The following is an 18169-nucleotide window of genomic DNA, read 5'->3' as shown; positions in this document are numbered from 1 at the left end:
AAGAATCGTGAGAGATGATAAACAAGTGATTAAGGTAGGAATTGCCGAGATGAATGTTACACATGCACCCGCAGTGCTTCGAACAGCCGGGTTAGGGTCATGTGTAGGAGTTGTCGTTTATGACTCTGTTCACTCAGTAGCTGGGCTCGCTCATGTGATGCTTCCGGATTCAAGCGGGGCTAAATGTCCTTTTAATCGAGCTAAATATGCAGATACAGCCATTTTTGATTTGATAAATATGTTGATTAGACAAGGCACACATAGAAGATTATTAAAAGCAAAAATAGCAGGGGGCGCGCAGATGTTTCAATTTGAACCAAGAAATGATGTGATGCGAATTGGCCTTCGAAATGTTCAAGCAGTGGAGAGAGAGCTGCATAGAAACAGTGTAGAAATTGCAGCAAAAGCTATAGGAGGACACAACGGACGCACAATTGAATTTGATCCTCAAACGGCTATTTTAAAGGTTCGTACGATTAATGAAGGGATAAAAACGATATAAAGCGCGCTCTGACCGTTGACCGTTTAATAGCGCTATAAAAAGGAGTTGAAAGACCCTTGAAAAGTATACAAGAAGTTGAAGAACATAAAATTTGGCAGGAATGGGTAGAGACGAGAGACTCACATGCGGGAAACATGCTTGTTAAAAAGTATATGCCGCTTGTTAACTATCACGTTCAGCGGATTAGTGTAGGGCTGCCGAAGAATATTCATAAAGAAGAGCTTCGTAGTTTAGGGTTAATCGGCCTTTACGATGCTTTGGAAAAGTTTGATTACGGTAGAGACTTAAAGTTTGATACATATGCGTCTTTTCGAATTCGAGGCGCGATAATAGACGGACTTCGTAAAGAAGACTGGTTATCAAGAAGCGCAAGGGAAAAGACGAAAAAGATTGAGCAAGCAACAGAAGCACTTGAACAAAGGTATTTGCGCAGAGTTGCACCAAGTGAGGTTGCAAAAGAAGTAGGCATGACAGAAGCAGATGTTGTTCATACAATGAATGAAGGCTTCTTAGCTAACGTTTTGTCCATGGAAGAACAGCCAAAAGAGTATGAAGACGGAGAGCAAAAATACACGATTAAAGATGAAAAAACGCTCTCTCCTGAAGAGGAGCTAATTAACGACGAACGATATCAAGAGCTCGCTGAAGTTATTGAGCAGTTAAATGAAAAAGAGCAGCTTGTTGTTTCGTTATTCTATAAAGAAGAGTTGACTTTCACAGAGATCGCGCAGCTGTTAGGGCTATCCACTTCACGCATTTCTCAAATTCATTCGAAAGCGCTGTTTAAAATGCGTACGAGTTTAAGCAAAATAATTTAACAAAGAGGTAAAAGAATGGGGTTTTTACTCACAGTTAGTTTTTTAATTCATGGTCTCTCACTGTTTTGCATTATTCTTTTATATATGCAAGTGACCAAAGGGAAAAGGGTTGAACGCTTGCACCAGCAAAATATAAATAAAATGGAAGCTGCAATGAGTTCATATCTCGCTGAATTTCAGGAACAAAACGAGCAGTTTTTACGGCAGCTTCGTGAGCGTTCAACTTCGCTTTCTTCCGATATGGAAGAAAGCAGCGTAAAATCACCTTTGGTAGATGAAGAAGACGTGCCTCTTCAAAGGGTGGATCTAAAAAGTGAGCCTTCTCAGTCGCTGCATGAACTTCTCTCTATAGAAGAAAATCAGAAACATATAAGCGCATCTTTTGATGAATTAACTACAGACCAAATTCAAGATTTGTCAGGTGAAGAGATAAAAGAATTTTCCGTTTATTTAAAAGGAAAAGGTTTAACAATTGAAGAAATTGCAAAACATTTACACAGAGGGAAAACTGAAATTGAATTATTATTGAAATTTCATCAATAAACTTAATGAAACGCTTGCTTGTGAAAAAGGAGTGTGCTATATTAGTTTTTGGTGTTATTACACACGCTTGTTGATTCGGTTGATGGTGCTACTTTTTGTAGTTTCGGCTGAAGATGATATAAGCGGAGGAGACTTAAAACCATTAGGAGGAAAAACACATGTCAGTAATTTCAATGAAACAATTACTAGAAGCTGGTGTACATTTCGGTCACCAAACTCGCCGTTGGAACCCAAAGATGAAGAAATACATCTTCACTGAGCGTAACGGCATCTACATTATCGATCTTCAAAAAACAGTTAAGAAAGTAGAAGAAGCGTACAAATTCGTTAAAGAATTAGCTGCAGACGGCGGTACTGTTTTATTCGTAGGTACGAAAAAACAAGCTCAAGATTCTGTTAAAGAAGAAGCAGCTCGCGCTGGTATGTACTTTGTTAACCAACGTTGGTTAGGTGGTACATTAACTAACTTCTCAACTATCCAAAAACGTATCAAACGTTTAAAAGATATCGAAAAAATGCAAGAAGACGGTACTTTCGAAGTACTACCTAAGAAAGAAGTAGTTCAACTTAAAAAAGAGTTAGAGCGTCTTGAAAAATTCTTAGGCGGCATTAAAGATATGAAACAACTTCCAGATGCATTATTCATCATTGACCCTCGTAAAGAGCGTATTGCAGTAGCGGAAGCTAAAAAATTACACATTCCAATCGTTGGTATCGTAGACACTAACTGTGATCCAGACGAAATTGATTATGTAATCCCTGCAAACGATGATGCAATCCGTGCTGTTAAACTTTTAACTTCTAAAGTTGCTGATGCTATTCTAGAAGCTAAACAAGGTGAAGAAACAGCAGTTGAAACTGAAACAACTACTGCTTAATTCCGTGAAAGGTGATAAGAGGGAATAGCCTTTTATCACCTTTTTTTGAAAAGATTTAACCCATTTATATACATTAATTACATACCCAAACAAGGAGGCTACACATTATGGCAATTACTGCTCAAATGGTAAAAGAACTACGTGAAAAAACAGGCGCTGGTATGATGGATTGTAAAAAAGCGTTAACTGAAACTAACGGTGATATGGAGCAAGCAATCGATTTCTTACGTGAAAAAGGTATTGCAAAAGCTGCTAAAAAATCAGACCGTATTGCTGCTGAAGGTCTAACTTACATCGAAACTCAAGGTAACGAAGCTGTTATCTTAGAAGTTAACTCTGAAACTGATTTCGTTGCGAAAAACGAAGGTTTCCAAAAATTAACAAAAGAATTAGCTGCTCACATCTTAGCTAACAAACCAGCTGACGCTGCTGAAGCTGCTACTCAAAAAATGGAAAACGGTGCAACTGTTGAAGAACACATCAACTCTGCAATCGCTACAATCGGAGAAAAATTATCTCTACGTCGTTTCGCTGTAGCAACAAAAACTGATGCTGATGCATTCGGTGCTTACCTACATGCTGGCGGACGTATCGGTGTGTTAACAGTATTATCTGGTACAACTGAAGAAGCTGTTGCAAAAGACGTTGCTATGCACATCGCTGCAATCAACCCTAAATACATCTCTCGTGACCAAGTTTCTGCTGAAGAAACTGAGCGTGAGCGCGAAGTATTAACTCAACAAGCATTAAACGAAGGCAAACCAGAAAAAATCGTTGCAAAAATGGTTGAAGGTCGCCTTGGCAAATTCTTCGAAGATATTTGCTTACTAGATCAAACATTTGTTAAAAATCCTGATCAAAAAGTACGTCAGTTCGTTGAGAGCAAAGGCGCTACTGTTGAAAGCTTCGTTCGTTTTGAAGTAGGAGAGGGTATTGAGAAACGTCAAGACAACTTCGCTGAAGAAGTAATGAACCAAGTTAAAAAGTAAGGGTTTGACCGTATAGGGAACACTGTGTGTTCCCTTTTTTACAAAAGAGATCTCACCGTTAACGATGGAGGTAAGCATGAGTCAAGCAAAATATAATCGTATCGTATTAAAGTTAAGTGGAGAAGCATTAGCTGGTGAAGATGGTTTTGGTATTAACCCATCCATCATCAAATCTGTTGCTGAACAAGTAAAAGCCGTTTATGAATTAGGTGTGGAAATTGCTGTAGTCGTTGGTGGCGGAAACATTTGGCGCGGTAAAATTGGTAGTGAAATGGGTATGGATCGTGCAGCTGCTGATTATATGGGAATGCTAGCAACGGTAATGAACTCGCTGGCTCTTCAAGATAGCTTAGAGAACATTGGTGTGCAAACACGAGTTCAGACTTCTATCGAGATGAGACAAGTGGCAGAGCCTTATATTAGAAGAAAAGCTGTTCGACATCTTGAGAAAAAACGCGTTGTTATTTTCGCTGCGGGTACAGGAAACCCTTATTTCTCTACAGATACAACAGCAGCTTTGCGTGCAGCTGAAATCGAAGCTGACGTTATCTTAATGGCTAAAAACAACGTAGATGGCGTTTATAATGCAGATCCTAAGCTTGTACCTGATGCTGTAAAATACGAAACATTAACGTATATTGATGTTTTAAAAGATGGACTAGCTGTTATGGATTCTACAGCTTCTTCATTATGTATGGACAACGATATTCCGCTAATTGTTTTTTCAATTACGGAAGAAGGCAATATTAAACGTGCCGTTACAGGCGAAAACATTGGAACAATTGTAAAGGGGAAATAAACATGCCAAAACAAGTGTTGCAAAACGCAAAGGAAAGAATGGAAAAAGCAATTCAATCATTTAGCCGCGAACTAGCATCAATTCGTGCTGGACGTGCAAGCGCGTCACTTCTTGACCGCGTAACGGTAGAATACTACGGTGCACCAACACCGATTAACCAATTGGCGCAAGTAAGCGTACCGGAAGCTCGTATGCTTGTTATTCAGCCTTATGACAAATCACAAATTGGTGAAGTTGAAAAAGCTATTTTAAAATCTGATTTAGGATTAACGCCTACAAGCGACGGAACGATTATCCGTTTATCGATTCCTGCTTTAACGGAAGAGCGTCGTCGTGAGTTAGTGAAAATGGTGAAAAAATATGCTGAAGAAGCAAAAGTTGCGGTTCGTAACGTACGCCGTGATGCAAACGATGATTTCAAAAAGTTAGAGAAAAAAGGTGAAATTACTGAAGACGATTTACGCGGCTACAGTGATGACATTCAAAAACTAACAGATGACCATATCGTAAAAGTGGATAAAGTGGCGAAAGATAAAGAAGAAGAAATTATGGCAGTTTAAGTCATTTCAAGGTAAAATATATTGTAAAAGACCCTCTATTGTTTACAGGGGGTTTTTTTGTTAATAATGTGTAGTAAGAAAAAACTCACATAAGCCACACGTTTATGTGAGAGCGTACAACGGGGGACCTTTGCATGTTAAGAAAATTTCAAGCATGGAAGAAAAGTCAAGATTTAAGTACACTGTCTTTGTCAGAACGAAAAGATCAAGTGAAACAGCACCCTGTTCCTGAACATATTGCAATTATTATGGATGGGAACGGTCGTTGGGCGCAAAAACGTGCTCTTCCTCGCATGATGGGCCATCATGAAGGAATGAAGGTAGTGCGTCATGTGACCAGACTGGCCAATGAATTAGGTGTTAAAGTATTAACTTTATATGCATTTTCCACTGAAAATTGGAAGCGCCCCAAAACTGAAGTCGAGTTTTTAATGAAACTGCCAGAGGAATTTTTAACAACCTTTCTGCCTGAGCTAATTGAAAAAAATGTGCAAGTTCGTATTATGGGGGATAAAAGTGAGCTCCCTGCCCATACGATTCGAGCCGTGGATAACGCAATTGAAAAAACAAAGCATAACACAGGGTTGATTTTAAACTTCGCGCTTAATTACGGTAGCCGTCACGAAATCATGGGCGCTATTCAGTCATTGGCAGAAGATGTGGAACAGGGAAAAATAGCTTCCTCTTCTATTTCAGAAAATTTATTTTCTTCCTATTTAATGAGCAAAAGCCTTCCAGATCCGGATTTGCTCATTCGCACAAGCGGCGAGCTTCGCTTAAGTAATTTTATGCTTTGGCAGTTAGCTTACACAGAGTTTTGGTTTACAGAAGTATTATGGCCAGATTTTAAAGAAAATCATTTAATCGAAGCAGTCGAGGCGTTTCAAAAGCGCGGTCGCCGCTTTGGTGGTGTATAAGAAGGTGTGGAAAACAAGATGAAACAGCGCATTATCACCGCGATTGTAGCACTTGCGGTATTTGTGCCGATTGTTTTAATTGGAGGGTTACCTTTTACCCTTATCATGTATGTAATCGGAACAGTTGGTGTAATTGAGCTTTTAAAAATGAAACATTTGAAAGCAATGTCTTTTCCAAGTATCATTAGTTTATTGCTAACGTGGGTGTTTTTGCTGCCAAACGGAAGAGATGTTGCATTTCAATTCGTAAGTGAACATAAGATAGAAGTAGCGCTTGCTGCTGTCCTTCTTTTATTAATGTACACGGTTGTAGTTAAAAATAAATTTACCTTCGATGACGTTGGGTTTATTTTATTAACGACAGTGTATGTGGGCTTTGGCTTTCATTACTTTATCGAGGTTCGTCAAGAGTTCGGGTTAGCTTATTTGTTCTTTGCTTTCCTTATTATTTGGGCGACGGATTCCGGAGCTTATTTTATTGGACGAGCAATGGGGAAAAGAAAGCTATGGCCGGAAATCAGTCCGAATAAAACAATTGAAGGTTTTGTTGGCGGCGTCGTATGCGCTATTGTAGTAGCCATTGTATTTAAGCTGTTAGCAGATATTGATCAAACGATGATTGAACTACTTGTAATTGGTATTATCGTATCGTTATTTGGACAGATGGGTGATCTTGTACAATCAGCGTTCAAACGTCACTATGGCGTAAAAGATTCAGGAAAGATTTTACCGGGTCATGGTGGGGTTCTAGACCGTTTTGACAGTTTAATGTTCATCATGCCGATTTTAGCTTTTTTATTATCTCTATAAAAAAGATGTCTTTGTTTTAATAGGAGTGAATATACTTGAAGAAAATTTCCTTGTTAGGAGCTACAGGTTCAATCGGTACTCAAACCGTTGATATTGTTCGAGCGCATCCTGAACATTTTGAGCTCTCAGCAATCTCTGTAGGTCGAAATATTAATGAAGCAAGAAAGATTATTCAGCAGTGTAAGCCAGCCCTTGTTTCCGTAATGAAGCAAGAAGATTGTCTGTCGCTGCAAGCGGAATTCCCTTCTATTCGATTTGTTTATGGAGAAGAAGGGCTTGTGGAAGTGGCAACTCATCCATCTACAGAAGTGTTGGTAAACGCTGTTCTTGGAAGTGTAGGGTTGACTCCTACGCTAGAAGCAATCAAAATGAGAAAAACAATTGCTATTGCAAATAAGGAGACACTTGTTACCGCTGGTCACCTTGTCATGGAAGCAGCCAAGGAATATGGCGCTGATATTTTACCGGTAGACAGTGAGCACTCAGCTATTTTTCAAAGTTTGCAAGGGCAAGATCAAAAAGCAATAGACCGTTTAATTTTAACGGCTTCTGGAGGGAGCTTTCGAGATAAGACGAGAGCAGAACTACAGGGAGTAACGGTTGAAGATGCATTAAATCATCCAAACTGGTCAATGGGAGCTAAAATTACAATTGATTCGGCAACGATGATGAATAAGGGACTAGAAGTGATTGAAGCACATTGGCTTTTTGATCTTCCCTATGAGAAAATTGATGTATTGTTACATAAGGAAAGCATCATTCATTCCATGGTAGAGTATTCTGATACAAGCGTTATTGCTCAGCTTGGAACGCCTGATATGCGCGTGCCAATTCAATATGCGTTAACGTATCCAAAGCGGATGTCTTTGCCTAACACCAAGCGTTTAAGTTTGGCGGATATTGGCCAGCTTCATTTCGCTAAAATGGATGAAGAACGTTTTCGCTGTTTAGCTTTTGCATTTGAGGCTGGCAAAGCGGGTGGAACACTTCCGACTGTTTTAAATGCAGCTAATGAAGAAGCTGTTCAAGCCTTTCTAGATGGTCACATTACATTTTTACAAATTGAAGATGTGATTGAAAAAGCAATGAATGAACATACTGTAATACAGAAACCTTGTTTATCTACTATTAAAGAAGTAGATTTAGAAGCAAGAGAGTTTGTTAGATCCGCCATCTCTCGATAATGTGCGTGCGAGAGAAGCCGCTCACTTATTTCTAGTGGGTGGAGGTTTGACTCTATTACATGAAGGGGGTAATACCCATTGAACACAGTCATTGCGTTTGTCGTCATTTTTGGAGCTCTTGTATTCTTTCATGAGCTTGGTCATTTAGTTTTTGCAAAGCGTGCAGGCATCTTATGCCGTGAGTTTGCCATTGGGTTTGGTCCCAAAATCTTTTCATTTAAACGAGATGAAACAGTTTATACCATTCGCTTACTGCCTCTAGGTGGATTTGTTCGAATGGCTGGAGAAGACCCGGAAATGATTGAAGTTAAGCCTGGTCAAATGGTGGGCCTCATGTTTGATAAGGAAGGCAAAGTAAATAAAGTCATTATTAATAACAAGGAACAGCATCCAAATGCAAAAGTTATTGAGGTAGAGCAAGCAGACTTAGAGCATAATCTATTTATTTCAGGTTATGAAGAAGGTGAAGATGAACATCTGCAAAAATTCGAGGTAGCAGAAGAATCTTACTTTGTTATGGACGGAGAAGAAATTCAAATTGCACCTTACAGCCGTCAGTTTGCTTCCAAAACTCTTGGTCAGCGTGCGCTAGCCATTTTCGCTGGTCCGCTAATGAACTTTATATTAGCCTTTGTTATTTTTATCGTTCTTGGGATTTCTCAAGGATATGTTGTTGACAAACCTGTGATGGGCAAATTAACATCAGATGGAGTAGCCGTTGATGCGGGACTTAAACAAGGAGATAAAGTTCAAGCAATTGATGGACAAAGTGTTTCAACGTGGGATGATGTCGTAAAAGTGATTCAAAAACATCCTGAACAGCAAATTACATTCACGGTTCAGCGCGGCGGCAAAACCCTAGATATTCCGATTACACCTGAAAGCCGCAAGGTTGGGGAACAGACAATTGGATTAATTGGCGTATATGCACCGGTTGAAAAGTCATTCATTGGTTCGATCACGCACGGAGCTACTGAAACATATACGTGGATGAAAGAAATCTTAACGGGTCTAGGGAAGCTTGTGACAGGACAGTTCAAACTGGATATGCTTTCTGGTCCTGTAGGTATTTACGCAGCAACCGATCAAGTAGCACAGTCAGGCATTTACTACCTAATGAAATGGGCAGCCGTTTTAAGTATTAACTTAGGGATTGTCAATTTGCTTCCACTTCCTGCTTTAGATGGAGGACGACTATTATTCTTCGCTGTAGAAGGAATTCGAGGTAAGCCAATTGATCGTCAAAAAGAAGGAATTGTTCATTTTATCGGTTTTGCTTTACTAATGCTGCTGATGCTCGTTGTAACGTGGAACGATATTCAAAAGTTCTTTTTATAAGACATACGCTCAGCGAGGGATATTCCCTCGCTGATTATATGAAAATTGCGGCATGGTCCGCTTTAAAAAATAAGATAGAGAAGTAAGCAAAGAGGTGCGAGGTTATGAGACAAAGTTCTACATTGATTCCTACATTAAGAGAAGTGCCAGCTGATGCGGATATAAAAAGCCATCAGCTTCTATTGCGCGCAGGTTATATGCGTCAAAATGCAAGCGGCGTGTACAGCTTTTTACCGCTTGGTAAGCGCGTATTGCAAAAAGTTGAACAAATTGTTCGTGAAGAGATGGACCGTGCAGGTTCTGTCGAATTATTGATGCCTGCTTTACAACAAGCTGAATTGTGGCAAGAGTCTGGCCGCTGGTATTCATATGGGCCTGAGTTAATGCGTATGAAAGATCGTCACGGCCGTGAATTTGCTTTGGGAGCAACACACGAAGAAGTTATCACAAGCCTGCTTCGCGACGAAGTGAAGTCATACAAACGCTTACCGCTAAATTTATATCAAATTCAAACGAAGTTCCGCGATGAAAAACGTCCACGCTTTGGTTTATTACGCGGTCGTGAATTTATTATGAAAGATGCATATTCGTTTCATGCTTCTCAAGAAAGTTTAGATGAAGTGTATGACAAAATGTTTGCTGCCTACAGCCGCATCTTTGAGCGCTGCGGATTAAATTTCCGTGCGGTTATCGCTGATTCAGGTGCAATGGGCGGAAAAGATACGCATGAATTTATGGTTCTTTCTGAAATCGGGGAAGATACAATTGCTTATTCAGATACATCTTCTTATGCAGCAAATGTTGAAATGGCACCGGTTGTAAATACGTATGAAAAATCAACTGAAGCTGAAAAAGAATTAACAAAAGTGGAAACACCAAATCAGCATAGCATTGAAGACGTAGCTGCTTTCTTAAATGTTGAAGCAACTTCTTGTATCAAGTCCCTTTTATTTAAAGTAGATGATCGTTTTGTGCTTGTACTTGTTCGCGGGGATCATGAAGTAAACGATATTAAAGTGAAAAACTATTTTGAAGCTTCCGTTGTTGAACTGGCAACTCCAGAAGAAACAAAAGACGTTTTAAAATGCGCAGTTGGTTCAGTAGGTCCGATTGGCGTAAGTGATTCAGTAGAAGTGGTAGCTGACCATGCTGTAAAAGCAGTTGTTAACGGTGTATGCGGAGCAAATGAAGAAGGTTATCACTATATAAATGTGAATGAAGGTAACTTTAATGCAACTTATGAAGATTTCCGCTTCATCCAAGAAGGAGATCAGTCACCGGATGGACAAGGCGTTATTAAGTTCGCTAAAGGTATTGAAGTCGGACACGTCTTTAAGCTGGGAACTCGCTACAGTGAAGCGATGGGAGCAACGTATCTAGACGAGAACGGACGCAGCCAGCCAATGATTATGGGCTGCTATGGTATCGGTGTTTCTCGTACAGTAGCTGCGATTGCAGAACAATTTAATGATGAAAACGGTCTTCTATGGCCAGAAGCTGTTACGCCTTATCAAGTGCACGTTATTCCAGTTAACGTGAAAAATGATGAACAGCGTGAACTAGGTGAGAAATTATATAATGAGTTATTAGATAATCGCTTTGAAGTGCTGTTAGATGACCGCCAAGAGCGTGCAGGAGTAAAATTTGCAGATTCAGATTTAATTGGTCTTCCTGTTCGAGTAACAGTTGGTAAACGTGCATCTGAAGGAATTGTAGAAGTAAAAGTACGCAAAACTGGGGAGTCATTAGAAGTGTCAGTTGACAATCTTGTTTCAACAGTGAAAGAACTGCTAGCGAAGTAATGAAGCAGCGGGGATTTGTATCCCTGCTGTTTTTATGTTTATAAACAGAACATATGACAGAATAGAAGTCATCTATGTTAAAATAGATTGCACTCATTTATAAAAGGAGGCAGAAAACTTGGAAGCACAAACGCTAGGAAAAAAAGAGCGTTTTAAGTTGCTGCTGCAGCAGTTAGAGCTGACGAGTGATCAAATTGTTCCTTACTTTGAAAACGCAGCGATTGAAAAGCTCGTCATTCAGAAAGAACAAAAAAAATGGCATTTTCATTTTTCTTTAGAAGGGTTATTACCTTTTGAGATCTATGAGTTATTCCATGCTCGCATGTCTTCAGCTTTTTCTCATATTGCGAGTGTTTCTTTTTCTATTCAAACCGTTAATAAAGAATGTACGGAAGAGCATGTACAGTCGTATTGGAAGCATTGTATTGGAGAAATGCAGGGCATATCTCCGCTTTTACAGTCGCTTTTACAAGATCAAATGCCGAGATTGAACGGTGCCAAATTGATTGTGAACGCACGACATGATGCAGAAGGAACGGCTTTACGTAAAAAGTACAGTCAGTTAATTGCTGATCAGTATGCGTCCTATGGGTTTCCGAACCTTCAGCTAATAACGGAAGTTGTACATTCAGAAGAAGCATTTCAGCAGTTTGTAGAGCAACGAAAACAAGAAGATACAGAAAAAGTATTACAAGCCATCACAGAAATGCAAAATAAAGAAAATGAAAAAAGTGATGGGCCAGACCTACCAAAAGGTCCGCTTACAATTGGATATACGATTAAAGACGAGACGGTTCGCCTAGACTCCATTGTGGATGAAGAAAAGCGAATTGCCGTTGAAGGATACGTATTTGATGCAGAAACTAGAGAATTACGAAGCGGACGTACGCTTCTTATTTTTAAAGTGACAGATTATACAAACTCTATTATGGTTAAAATGTTTTCACGTGACAAAGAAGATATTCCTTTACTTCAAGCGATTAAAAAAGGAATGTGGGTAAAGGTTCGCGGAAGTGTACAAAACGATACATTTGTCCGTGATCTAGTTATGATTGGAAATGATGTCAACGAGATTACCGGTCCTGCTAGACAGGATACAGCGCCTGAAGATGAAAAGCGTGTGGAGCTTCACTTGCATACGCCAATGAGTCAAATGGATGCCGTTTCATCTGTTGGAGCTTTAGTCGGACAAGCCAAAAAATGGGGACATCCGGCTGTAGCGATAACTGATCACGCGGTTGCACAGTCGTTTCCTGAAGCATATGGAGCGGGGAAAAAGAACGGCATTAAAATACTGTACGGAGTGGAAGTTAATTTAGTAGACGACGGCGTGCCGATTGCCTATAATCCGAAGCATGTGGATTTGACAGAAGCAACTTACGTAGTATTTGACGTCGAAACAACCGGTTTGTCAGCCGTATACGATACCATTATTGAACTTGCTGCCGTGAAGATGAAAGAAGGGGAAATCATCGATCGATTTGAACGGTTTGCAAATCCTCATCATCCTCTGTCTGCAACAACAATTGAGCTGACAGGTATTACAGATGATATGGTCCAAAATGCGCCTGAAATCTCAGAAGTACTTCGTGATTTTCACGAGTGGATGGGCGACAGTATTTTAGTCGCTCATAATGCAAGCTTTGATATGGGATTTTTAAATATGGGACTGCAAAAAATCGGATTAGAAAAAGCAGCTAACGGCGTCATTGATACGCTTGAACTCGGAAGGTTTTTGTATCCGCATATGAAAAATCATCGTTTGAATACTCTTGCTAAAAAGTTTGATATTGAACTTGTGCAGCATCACCGCGCGATTTATGATGCGGAAACAACCGGCTATTTGTTAAATAAAATGCTGAAAGATGCATTTGAACGTGAAATTACAATGCACGATCGCTTAAATGATTATATGGGAGAAGGGAATGCATATCAGCGGGCCCGTCCTTATCATGCGACGCTTTTAGCACAAAACGACGTAGGATTAAAAAATCTATTTAAACTCGTTTCGATTTCTCATTTAAATTACTTTTATCGAGTTCCGCGAATTCCAAGATCTCAGCTCGACAAATATCGAGAAGGCATCTTGATTGGAACCGCATGTGACCGAGGCGAAGTATTCGAAGGCATGATGCAAAAAGGAATTGATGAAGTAGAAGGAGCAGCTGAATTTTATGATTACATCGAAGTACAGCCTCCTGACAATTACAAGCACTTAATTGAACTAGATTTAGTGCGAGATGAGAAAGCCTTAAAAGATATTATTAGCAATATTGTGAAGCTTGGTGAAAAGCTTGGAAAGCCGGTTGTAGCAACAGGAAATGTTCACTATCTCAATCCGGAAGACAAAATTTACCGAAAAATTTTAATTGGTTCACAAGGCGGGGCTAACCCGTTAAACCGTCATCAGCTGCCGGATGTTCACTTTAGATCAACGGATGAGATGCTGAATTGTTTTTCATTTTTAGATGGGAGTAAAGCGAAAGAAATTGTCGTTCATAATACGCAAAAAATAGCCGATATGATTGATGATATTAAACCAATTAAAGATGATTTATATACCCCGAAAATTGAAGGTGCCGACGAAGAAATGCGTGAAATGAGCTATGCGATGGCACGCAGCATCTACGGTGAAGAGCTGCCTGAAGTAGTAGAAGCTCGTCTAGAGAAAGAGTTGAAAAGTATTATCGGCCACGGGTTTGCCGTTATTTACTTGATCTCGCATAAACTCGTTAAAAAATCATTAAATGATGGTTACTTAGTTGGTTCACGTGGTTCCGTAGGGTCTTCATTTGTGGCGACGATGACGGAAATTACAGAAGTAAACCCACTGCCGCCGCATTATGTATGTCCAAAATGTAAGAAATCCGAGTTTTTTAATGACGGTTCCGTCGGTTCTGGATTCGATTTGCCGGACAAAAGCTGCGATGACTGTGGCGTACCGTTTATTAAAGATGGACACGATATTCCATTTGAAACGTTCTTAGGGTTCAAGGGAGACAAGGTTCCCGATATCGATTTGAACTTCTCCGGAGAGTATCAGCCGCGAGCTCATAACTATACAAAAGTACTGTTTGGAGAAGATAATGTATACCGGGCGGGAACAATTGGTACAGTTGCCGAAAAAACAGCTTATGGCTATGTAAAAGGCTACGCTGGTGACCGTGATTTACATTTGCGAAACGCAGAAGTGGATCGTTTAGTAGCAGGATGTACGGGCGTAAAACGTACAACCGGTCAGCATCCAGGAGGAATTATTGTTGTACCGGACTATATGGATATTTTCGATTTTTCACCGATCCAGTTTCCAGCTGACGACCGTAATTCCGAATGGAGAACAACTCATTTTGACTTCCATTCGATTCATGATAATTTATTAAAACTTGATATACTCGGACACGATGATCCGACCGTGATTCGTATGCTTCAAGATTTAAGTGGAATTGATCCAAAAACAATTCCGACGGATGATCCTGAAGTGATGAAAATTTTTAGCGGAACGGAATCACTTGGCGTAACAGAAGAGCAAATTATGTGTAAAACAGGAACGCTTGGCATACCTGAATTTGGAACGCGCTTTGTGCGTCAAATGTTAGAAGATACGAAGCCAACGACGTTTTCAGAGCTTGTTCAAATCTCGGGACTGTCGCACGGGACGGACGTATGGCTTGGTAATGCGCAGGAGCTAATTCGCAATGATATTTGCAACTTAAGTGAAGTAATCGGCTGTCGTGATGACATCATGGTTTATCTGATTTATCAAGGTCTTGAACCTTCACTTGCCTTTAAAATTATGGAGTCTGTGCGTAAAGGGAAAGGGCTAACACCTGAATTTGAAGAAGAAATGATCAAAAATGGTGTTCCGGACTGGTATATTGATTCTTGTAAAAAGATTAAGTATATGTTCCCTAAAGCCCATGCGGCTGCTTATGTATTGATGGCCGTGCGTATTGCTTATTTCAAAGTGCACCACGCGCTTCTTTATTACGCAGCATACTTTACGGTTCGTGCAGATGACTTTGATATTGATACGATGATCAAAGGCTCAACTGCCATTCGAGCGAAGATGGAAGAAATCAATGCCAAAGGGTTAGATGCATCTCCTAAAGAGAAAAACTTATTAACGGTGCTTGAGCTTTCTTTAGAAATGTGCGAACGAGGCTATTCATTTAAAAAAGTAGATTTATATGAATCGAGCGCAGACGAATTTTTAATTGACGGCACGTCTTTAATTCCACCGTTTAATGCCATTCCCGGTCTTGGCACAAATGCAGCGCTGAACATCGTAAAAGCTCGTGAAACGGGAGAGTTTTTATCGAAAGAAGACTTGCAGCAGCGAGGCAAAGTATCAAAGACGATTTTAGAGTATCTAGACAACCACGGATGCCTTGAATCATTACCTGATCAGAACCAGCTTTCTCTTTTCTAACATTTGCATAAAATAAGCGGTTATGATATAGTAATTGTGGAAATGCTAAGGATACGGACGAGAAAGAGTGGGGAAACCCGCTCTTTCTTATTGATATGAACTTACTGACATAGTAAGTAGTATGGAGAACGAATCGGCTTCTAGCATGATTCGTTTTTTCTGTAGATTTTTCAATCACCATGATTGATTTATTATGTGACGTTTAAAATCCTGCAATACAAATGACAACATTTCCACTCTAGTAGGTTAGACCTCTTATAGAGTGCAAAATAAAAATAGCAAATAAACCACTCTTTTTTGATATAAGAGACATAAAAAACGCGTAACCTAAACATACCATGCAATGTCTCGAAGGGAGGATTAGAATGAGTAAAAATGTGAAACAAACAGTGGAAGAAATGGTTTCCCCTATCTTAGAGGAAATGAATTTAGAGCTTGTTGAGATTGAATACGTAAAAGAAGGAAAAGAATGGTTTTTACGTGTGTTTATCGACTCTGATACCGGCGTGGATATCGAAGACTGCGGAGCCGTAAGTGAAAAATTGAGTGAGAAAATGGATGCAGTAGATCCAATCCCTCATAATTATTTTTTAGAAGTATCATCGCCTGGTGCGGAACGCCCATTAAAAAAAGATAAAGATTTTGAACGTGCAATTGGTAAGCATGTATACATAAAAACATATGAACCAATTGAAGGTGCAAAAGAATTTGAAGGCGAATTACAATCATTTGACGGAGAAACTGTCACATTATCTATTCGTATCAAAACACGCACAAAAACGGTGATTTTACCATATGACAAAGTCGCTTTTGCTCGATTAGCGATTGTATTTTAATGTGTAGGGGCCAATATTAAAGGGGGATTATCCAACGATGAGCAGTGAGTTATTTGATGCCTTAGTCATTCTTGAAAAAGAGAAAGGCATTAGCAAAGATGTAATTATTGAAGCAATTGAAGCAGCGCTAATTTCTGCTTACAAACGCAACTTTAACCAAGCGCAAAACGTACGCGTTGATTTAAATTTAGAAAGAGGTTCAATGCGCGTGTTTGCTCGCAAAGATGTGGTTGATGAAGTATATGATCCACGTCTGGAAATTTCGGTTGAAGAAGCACAAACAATCAACCCTAACTTCCAGCTAGACGATGTGGTTGAAATCGAAGTAACGCCAAAAGACTTTGGACGCATCGCGGCTCAAACAGCAAAACAAGTTGTTACACAGCGTGTTCGTGAGGCGGAGCGCGGCGTTATCTACTCAGAGTTCAGCGATCGTGAAGAAGATATTATGACAGGTATTGTTCAGCGTCAAGATTCTCGCTTCATTTACGTGAGCCTTGGCAAAATTGAAGCATTGCTTCCTCAAAGCGAGCAAATGCCAAATGAGCAATATAAACCTCATGATCGTATTAAAGTGTATATTACGAAAGTAGAAAAAACAACAAAAGGACCACAAATCTACGTTTCACGTACGCACCCAGGTCTTTTAAAACGTCTTTTCGAAAAAGAAGTACCGGAAATCTATGACGGTACAGTTGAATTAAAATCAGTAGCTCGCGAAGCTGGAGACCGTTCAAAAATCTCCGTTCATTCTGAGTATGCTGAAGTAGATCCGGTCGGTTCTTGTGTTGGGCCAAAAGGTCAGCGCGTACAGGCTGTTGTGAATGAACTAAAAGGCGAAAAAATTGACATCGTTCGCTGGTCAAATGACCCGGTTGAATTTGTTGCCAATGCTTTAAGTCCATCTAAGGTAGTAGATGTGATTGTAGATGAAAATGAAAAAGCAACAACTGTTATCGTTCCTGACTATCAGCTTTCACTTGCAATTGGTAAACGTGGACAAAATGCACGTCTAGCTGCTAAGCTGACAGGCTGGAAAATTGATATCAAAAGTCAATCAGAAGCTGAGCAAGAAGGTATGGTTGTAAAAAACAGCGATGATATGCTAGTAAGTCAACATGCATTTGATTCAGATGAAGATATGGAATAAGAGGTGAGCCAAGGTGAACAATCGTAAAAAAGTCCCGATGCGAAAATGTGTGGCCACTGGAGAAATGAAGCCTAAAAAAGAGCTAGTACGCGTTGTACGCTCAAAAGAAGGCGACGTTTCAGTTGATGTAACGGGTAAAAAGTCCGGGCGCGGAGCTTATGTAAGCAAGGATAAAGAAGCAATTTTATTGGCAAAAAAGAAAAATGTGCTTTCGACACATTTAGGCGCGTCAATAGATGAAGCGGTTTATGAAGAGTTGCTAGCGCTTGTAGAAAAGGAGAAACAGTCACGCTAATGAATGAACAGTGGATCTCTTTTTTAGGGCTTGCAAACCGTGCACGCAAATTGATTTCTGGAGAAGAACTTGTGGTTAGAGAAGTTCGGAAACAAAAAGCAAAGTTAGTACTTTTAGCAAGCGATGCGTCTGAAAACACAAAGAAAAAAGTAACGGATAAATGTTCTTACTACAACGTTCCGGTTAGAATCGTTCCCGATCGCTACACGCTAGGTCAAGCGATTGGTAAAGATGCTCGAGTTGTGGTAGCCGTTACGGACGAGGGGTTTGCTAAAAAGCTAACAACGATGCTCGGTTAATTTTATGGGGGTGAAAGTAT

At 39.9% G+C, this 18169-nt stretch carries 17 protein-coding genes; all 17 read left to right on the top strand.

Annotated features, from left to right (window positions below):
• The first annotated feature begins 7 nt into the window (after positions 1-7).
• The 17 genes from N178_RS02050 to N178_RS01970 all read left to right on the top strand — a co-directional run bounded on the left by N178_RS02050 (position 8) and on the right by N178_RS01970 (position 18149).
• Positions 8-502 carry a chemotaxis protein CheD gene (locus N178_RS02050; RefSeq protein WP_045290102.1) on the top strand — a complete coding sequence of 165 codons (495 nt, stop codon included), beginning with the start codon at positions 8-10 and terminating at the stop codon, positions 500-502.
• A 56-nt stretch (positions 503-558) separates the two neighbouring features.
• The gene (locus N178_RS02045) at positions 559-1320 is read left to right on the top strand and encodes a FliA/WhiG family RNA polymerase sigma factor (RefSeq protein ID WP_045290100.1); all 762 of its coding nucleotides are present in this window, start codon (positions 559-561) and stop codon (positions 1318-1320) included.
• A 15-nt stretch (positions 1321-1335) separates the two neighbouring features.
• Positions 1336-1863, top strand: coding sequence for a hypothetical protein (locus tag N178_RS02040; protein WP_045290098.1), 528 nt, complete (start codon positions 1336-1338; stop codon positions 1861-1863).
• Between the two features lie 158 nt (positions 1864-2021).
• The gene (gene rpsB, locus N178_RS02035; protein WP_013058850.1) at positions 2022-2741 is read left to right on the top strand and encodes a 30S ribosomal protein S2; all 720 of its coding nucleotides are present in this window, start codon (positions 2022-2024) and stop codon (positions 2739-2741) included.
• A gap of 107 nt (positions 2742-2848) precedes the next feature.
• On the top strand, positions 2849-3730 hold the full coding sequence (tsf, locus tag N178_RS02030; protein ID WP_013058849.1) for a translation elongation factor Ts: 882 nt from the start codon (positions 2849-2851) through the stop codon (positions 3728-3730).
• A 76-nt stretch (positions 3731-3806) separates the two neighbouring features.
• Positions 3807-4529, top strand: coding sequence for a UMP kinase (gene pyrH, locus N178_RS02025; protein ID WP_028411409.1), 723 nt, complete (start codon positions 3807-3809; stop codon positions 4527-4529).
• Between the two features lie 2 nt (positions 4530-4531).
• Positions 4532-5089, top strand: coding sequence for a ribosome recycling factor (frr, locus tag N178_RS02020; protein ID WP_013058847.1), 558 nt, complete (start codon positions 4532-4534; stop codon positions 5087-5089).
• A gap of 134 nt (positions 5090-5223) precedes the next feature.
• Positions 5224-6006 (top strand): isoprenyl transferase, encoded by a 783-nt coding sequence (locus N178_RS02015; protein ID WP_045290096.1) that lies wholly within the window; start codon positions 5224-5226, stop codon positions 6004-6006.
• 18 nt (positions 6007-6024) lie between these two features.
• Entirely contained in the window at positions 6025-6816 is a 792-nt protein-coding gene (locus N178_RS02010) for a phosphatidate cytidylyltransferase (RefSeq protein WP_045290094.1), read from the top strand.
• Between the two features lie 35 nt (positions 6817-6851).
• Positions 6852-8000, top strand: coding sequence for a 1-deoxy-D-xylulose-5-phosphate reductoisomerase (dxr, locus tag N178_RS02005; protein ID WP_028410835.1), 1149 nt, complete (start codon positions 6852-6854; stop codon positions 7998-8000).
• A 78-nt stretch (positions 8001-8078) separates the two neighbouring features.
• Complete coding sequence (gene rseP / locus N178_RS02000; RefSeq protein ID WP_045290092.1) at positions 8079-9338, top strand: RIP metalloprotease RseP; 1260 nt, start codon at positions 8079-8081, stop codon at positions 9336-9338.
• A gap of 104 nt (positions 9339-9442) precedes the next feature.
• Complete coding sequence (locus tag N178_RS01995) at positions 9443-11140, top strand: proline--tRNA ligase (RefSeq protein ID WP_045290090.1); 1698 nt, start codon at positions 9443-9445, stop codon at positions 11138-11140.
• A 118-nt stretch (positions 11141-11258) separates the two neighbouring features.
• Positions 11259-15569: a PolC-type DNA polymerase III gene (locus tag N178_RS01990; RefSeq protein ID WP_045290089.1), complete on the top strand. Its 4311-nt coding sequence runs from the start codon at positions 11259-11261 to the stop codon at positions 15567-15569.
• 365 nt (positions 15570-15934) lie between these two features.
• Positions 15935-16405, top strand: coding sequence for a ribosome maturation factor RimP (gene rimP, locus N178_RS01985; RefSeq protein ID WP_045290087.1), 471 nt, complete (start codon positions 15935-15937; stop codon positions 16403-16405).
• Between the two features lie 37 nt (positions 16406-16442).
• Positions 16443-17555: a transcription termination factor NusA gene (gene nusA, locus N178_RS01980; protein ID WP_013058839.1), complete on the top strand. Its 1113-nt coding sequence runs from the start codon at positions 16443-16445 to the stop codon at positions 17553-17555.
• A 13-nt stretch (positions 17556-17568) separates the two neighbouring features.
• Positions 17569-17850 carry an RNase P modulator RnpM gene (rnpM, locus tag N178_RS01975; RefSeq protein WP_013058838.1) on the top strand — a complete coding sequence of 94 codons (282 nt, stop codon included), beginning with the start codon at positions 17569-17571 and terminating at the stop codon, positions 17848-17850.
• Entirely contained in the window at positions 17850-18149 is a 300-nt protein-coding gene (locus N178_RS01970) for a YlxQ family RNA-binding protein (protein WP_045290086.1), read from the top strand. Before rnpM ends, N178_RS01970 begins: the two co-directional genes overlap by 1 nt.
• The last annotated feature ends 20 nt before the right edge of the window (positions 18150-18169 follow it).

Source organism: Priestia aryabhattai B8W22, assembly GCF_000956595.1.
GTDB classification, from domain to species: Bacteria; Bacillota; Bacilli; order Bacillales; family Bacillaceae_H; genus Priestia; species Priestia aryabhattai.
This window is presented reverse-complemented; position numbering and strand designations above follow the sequence as displayed.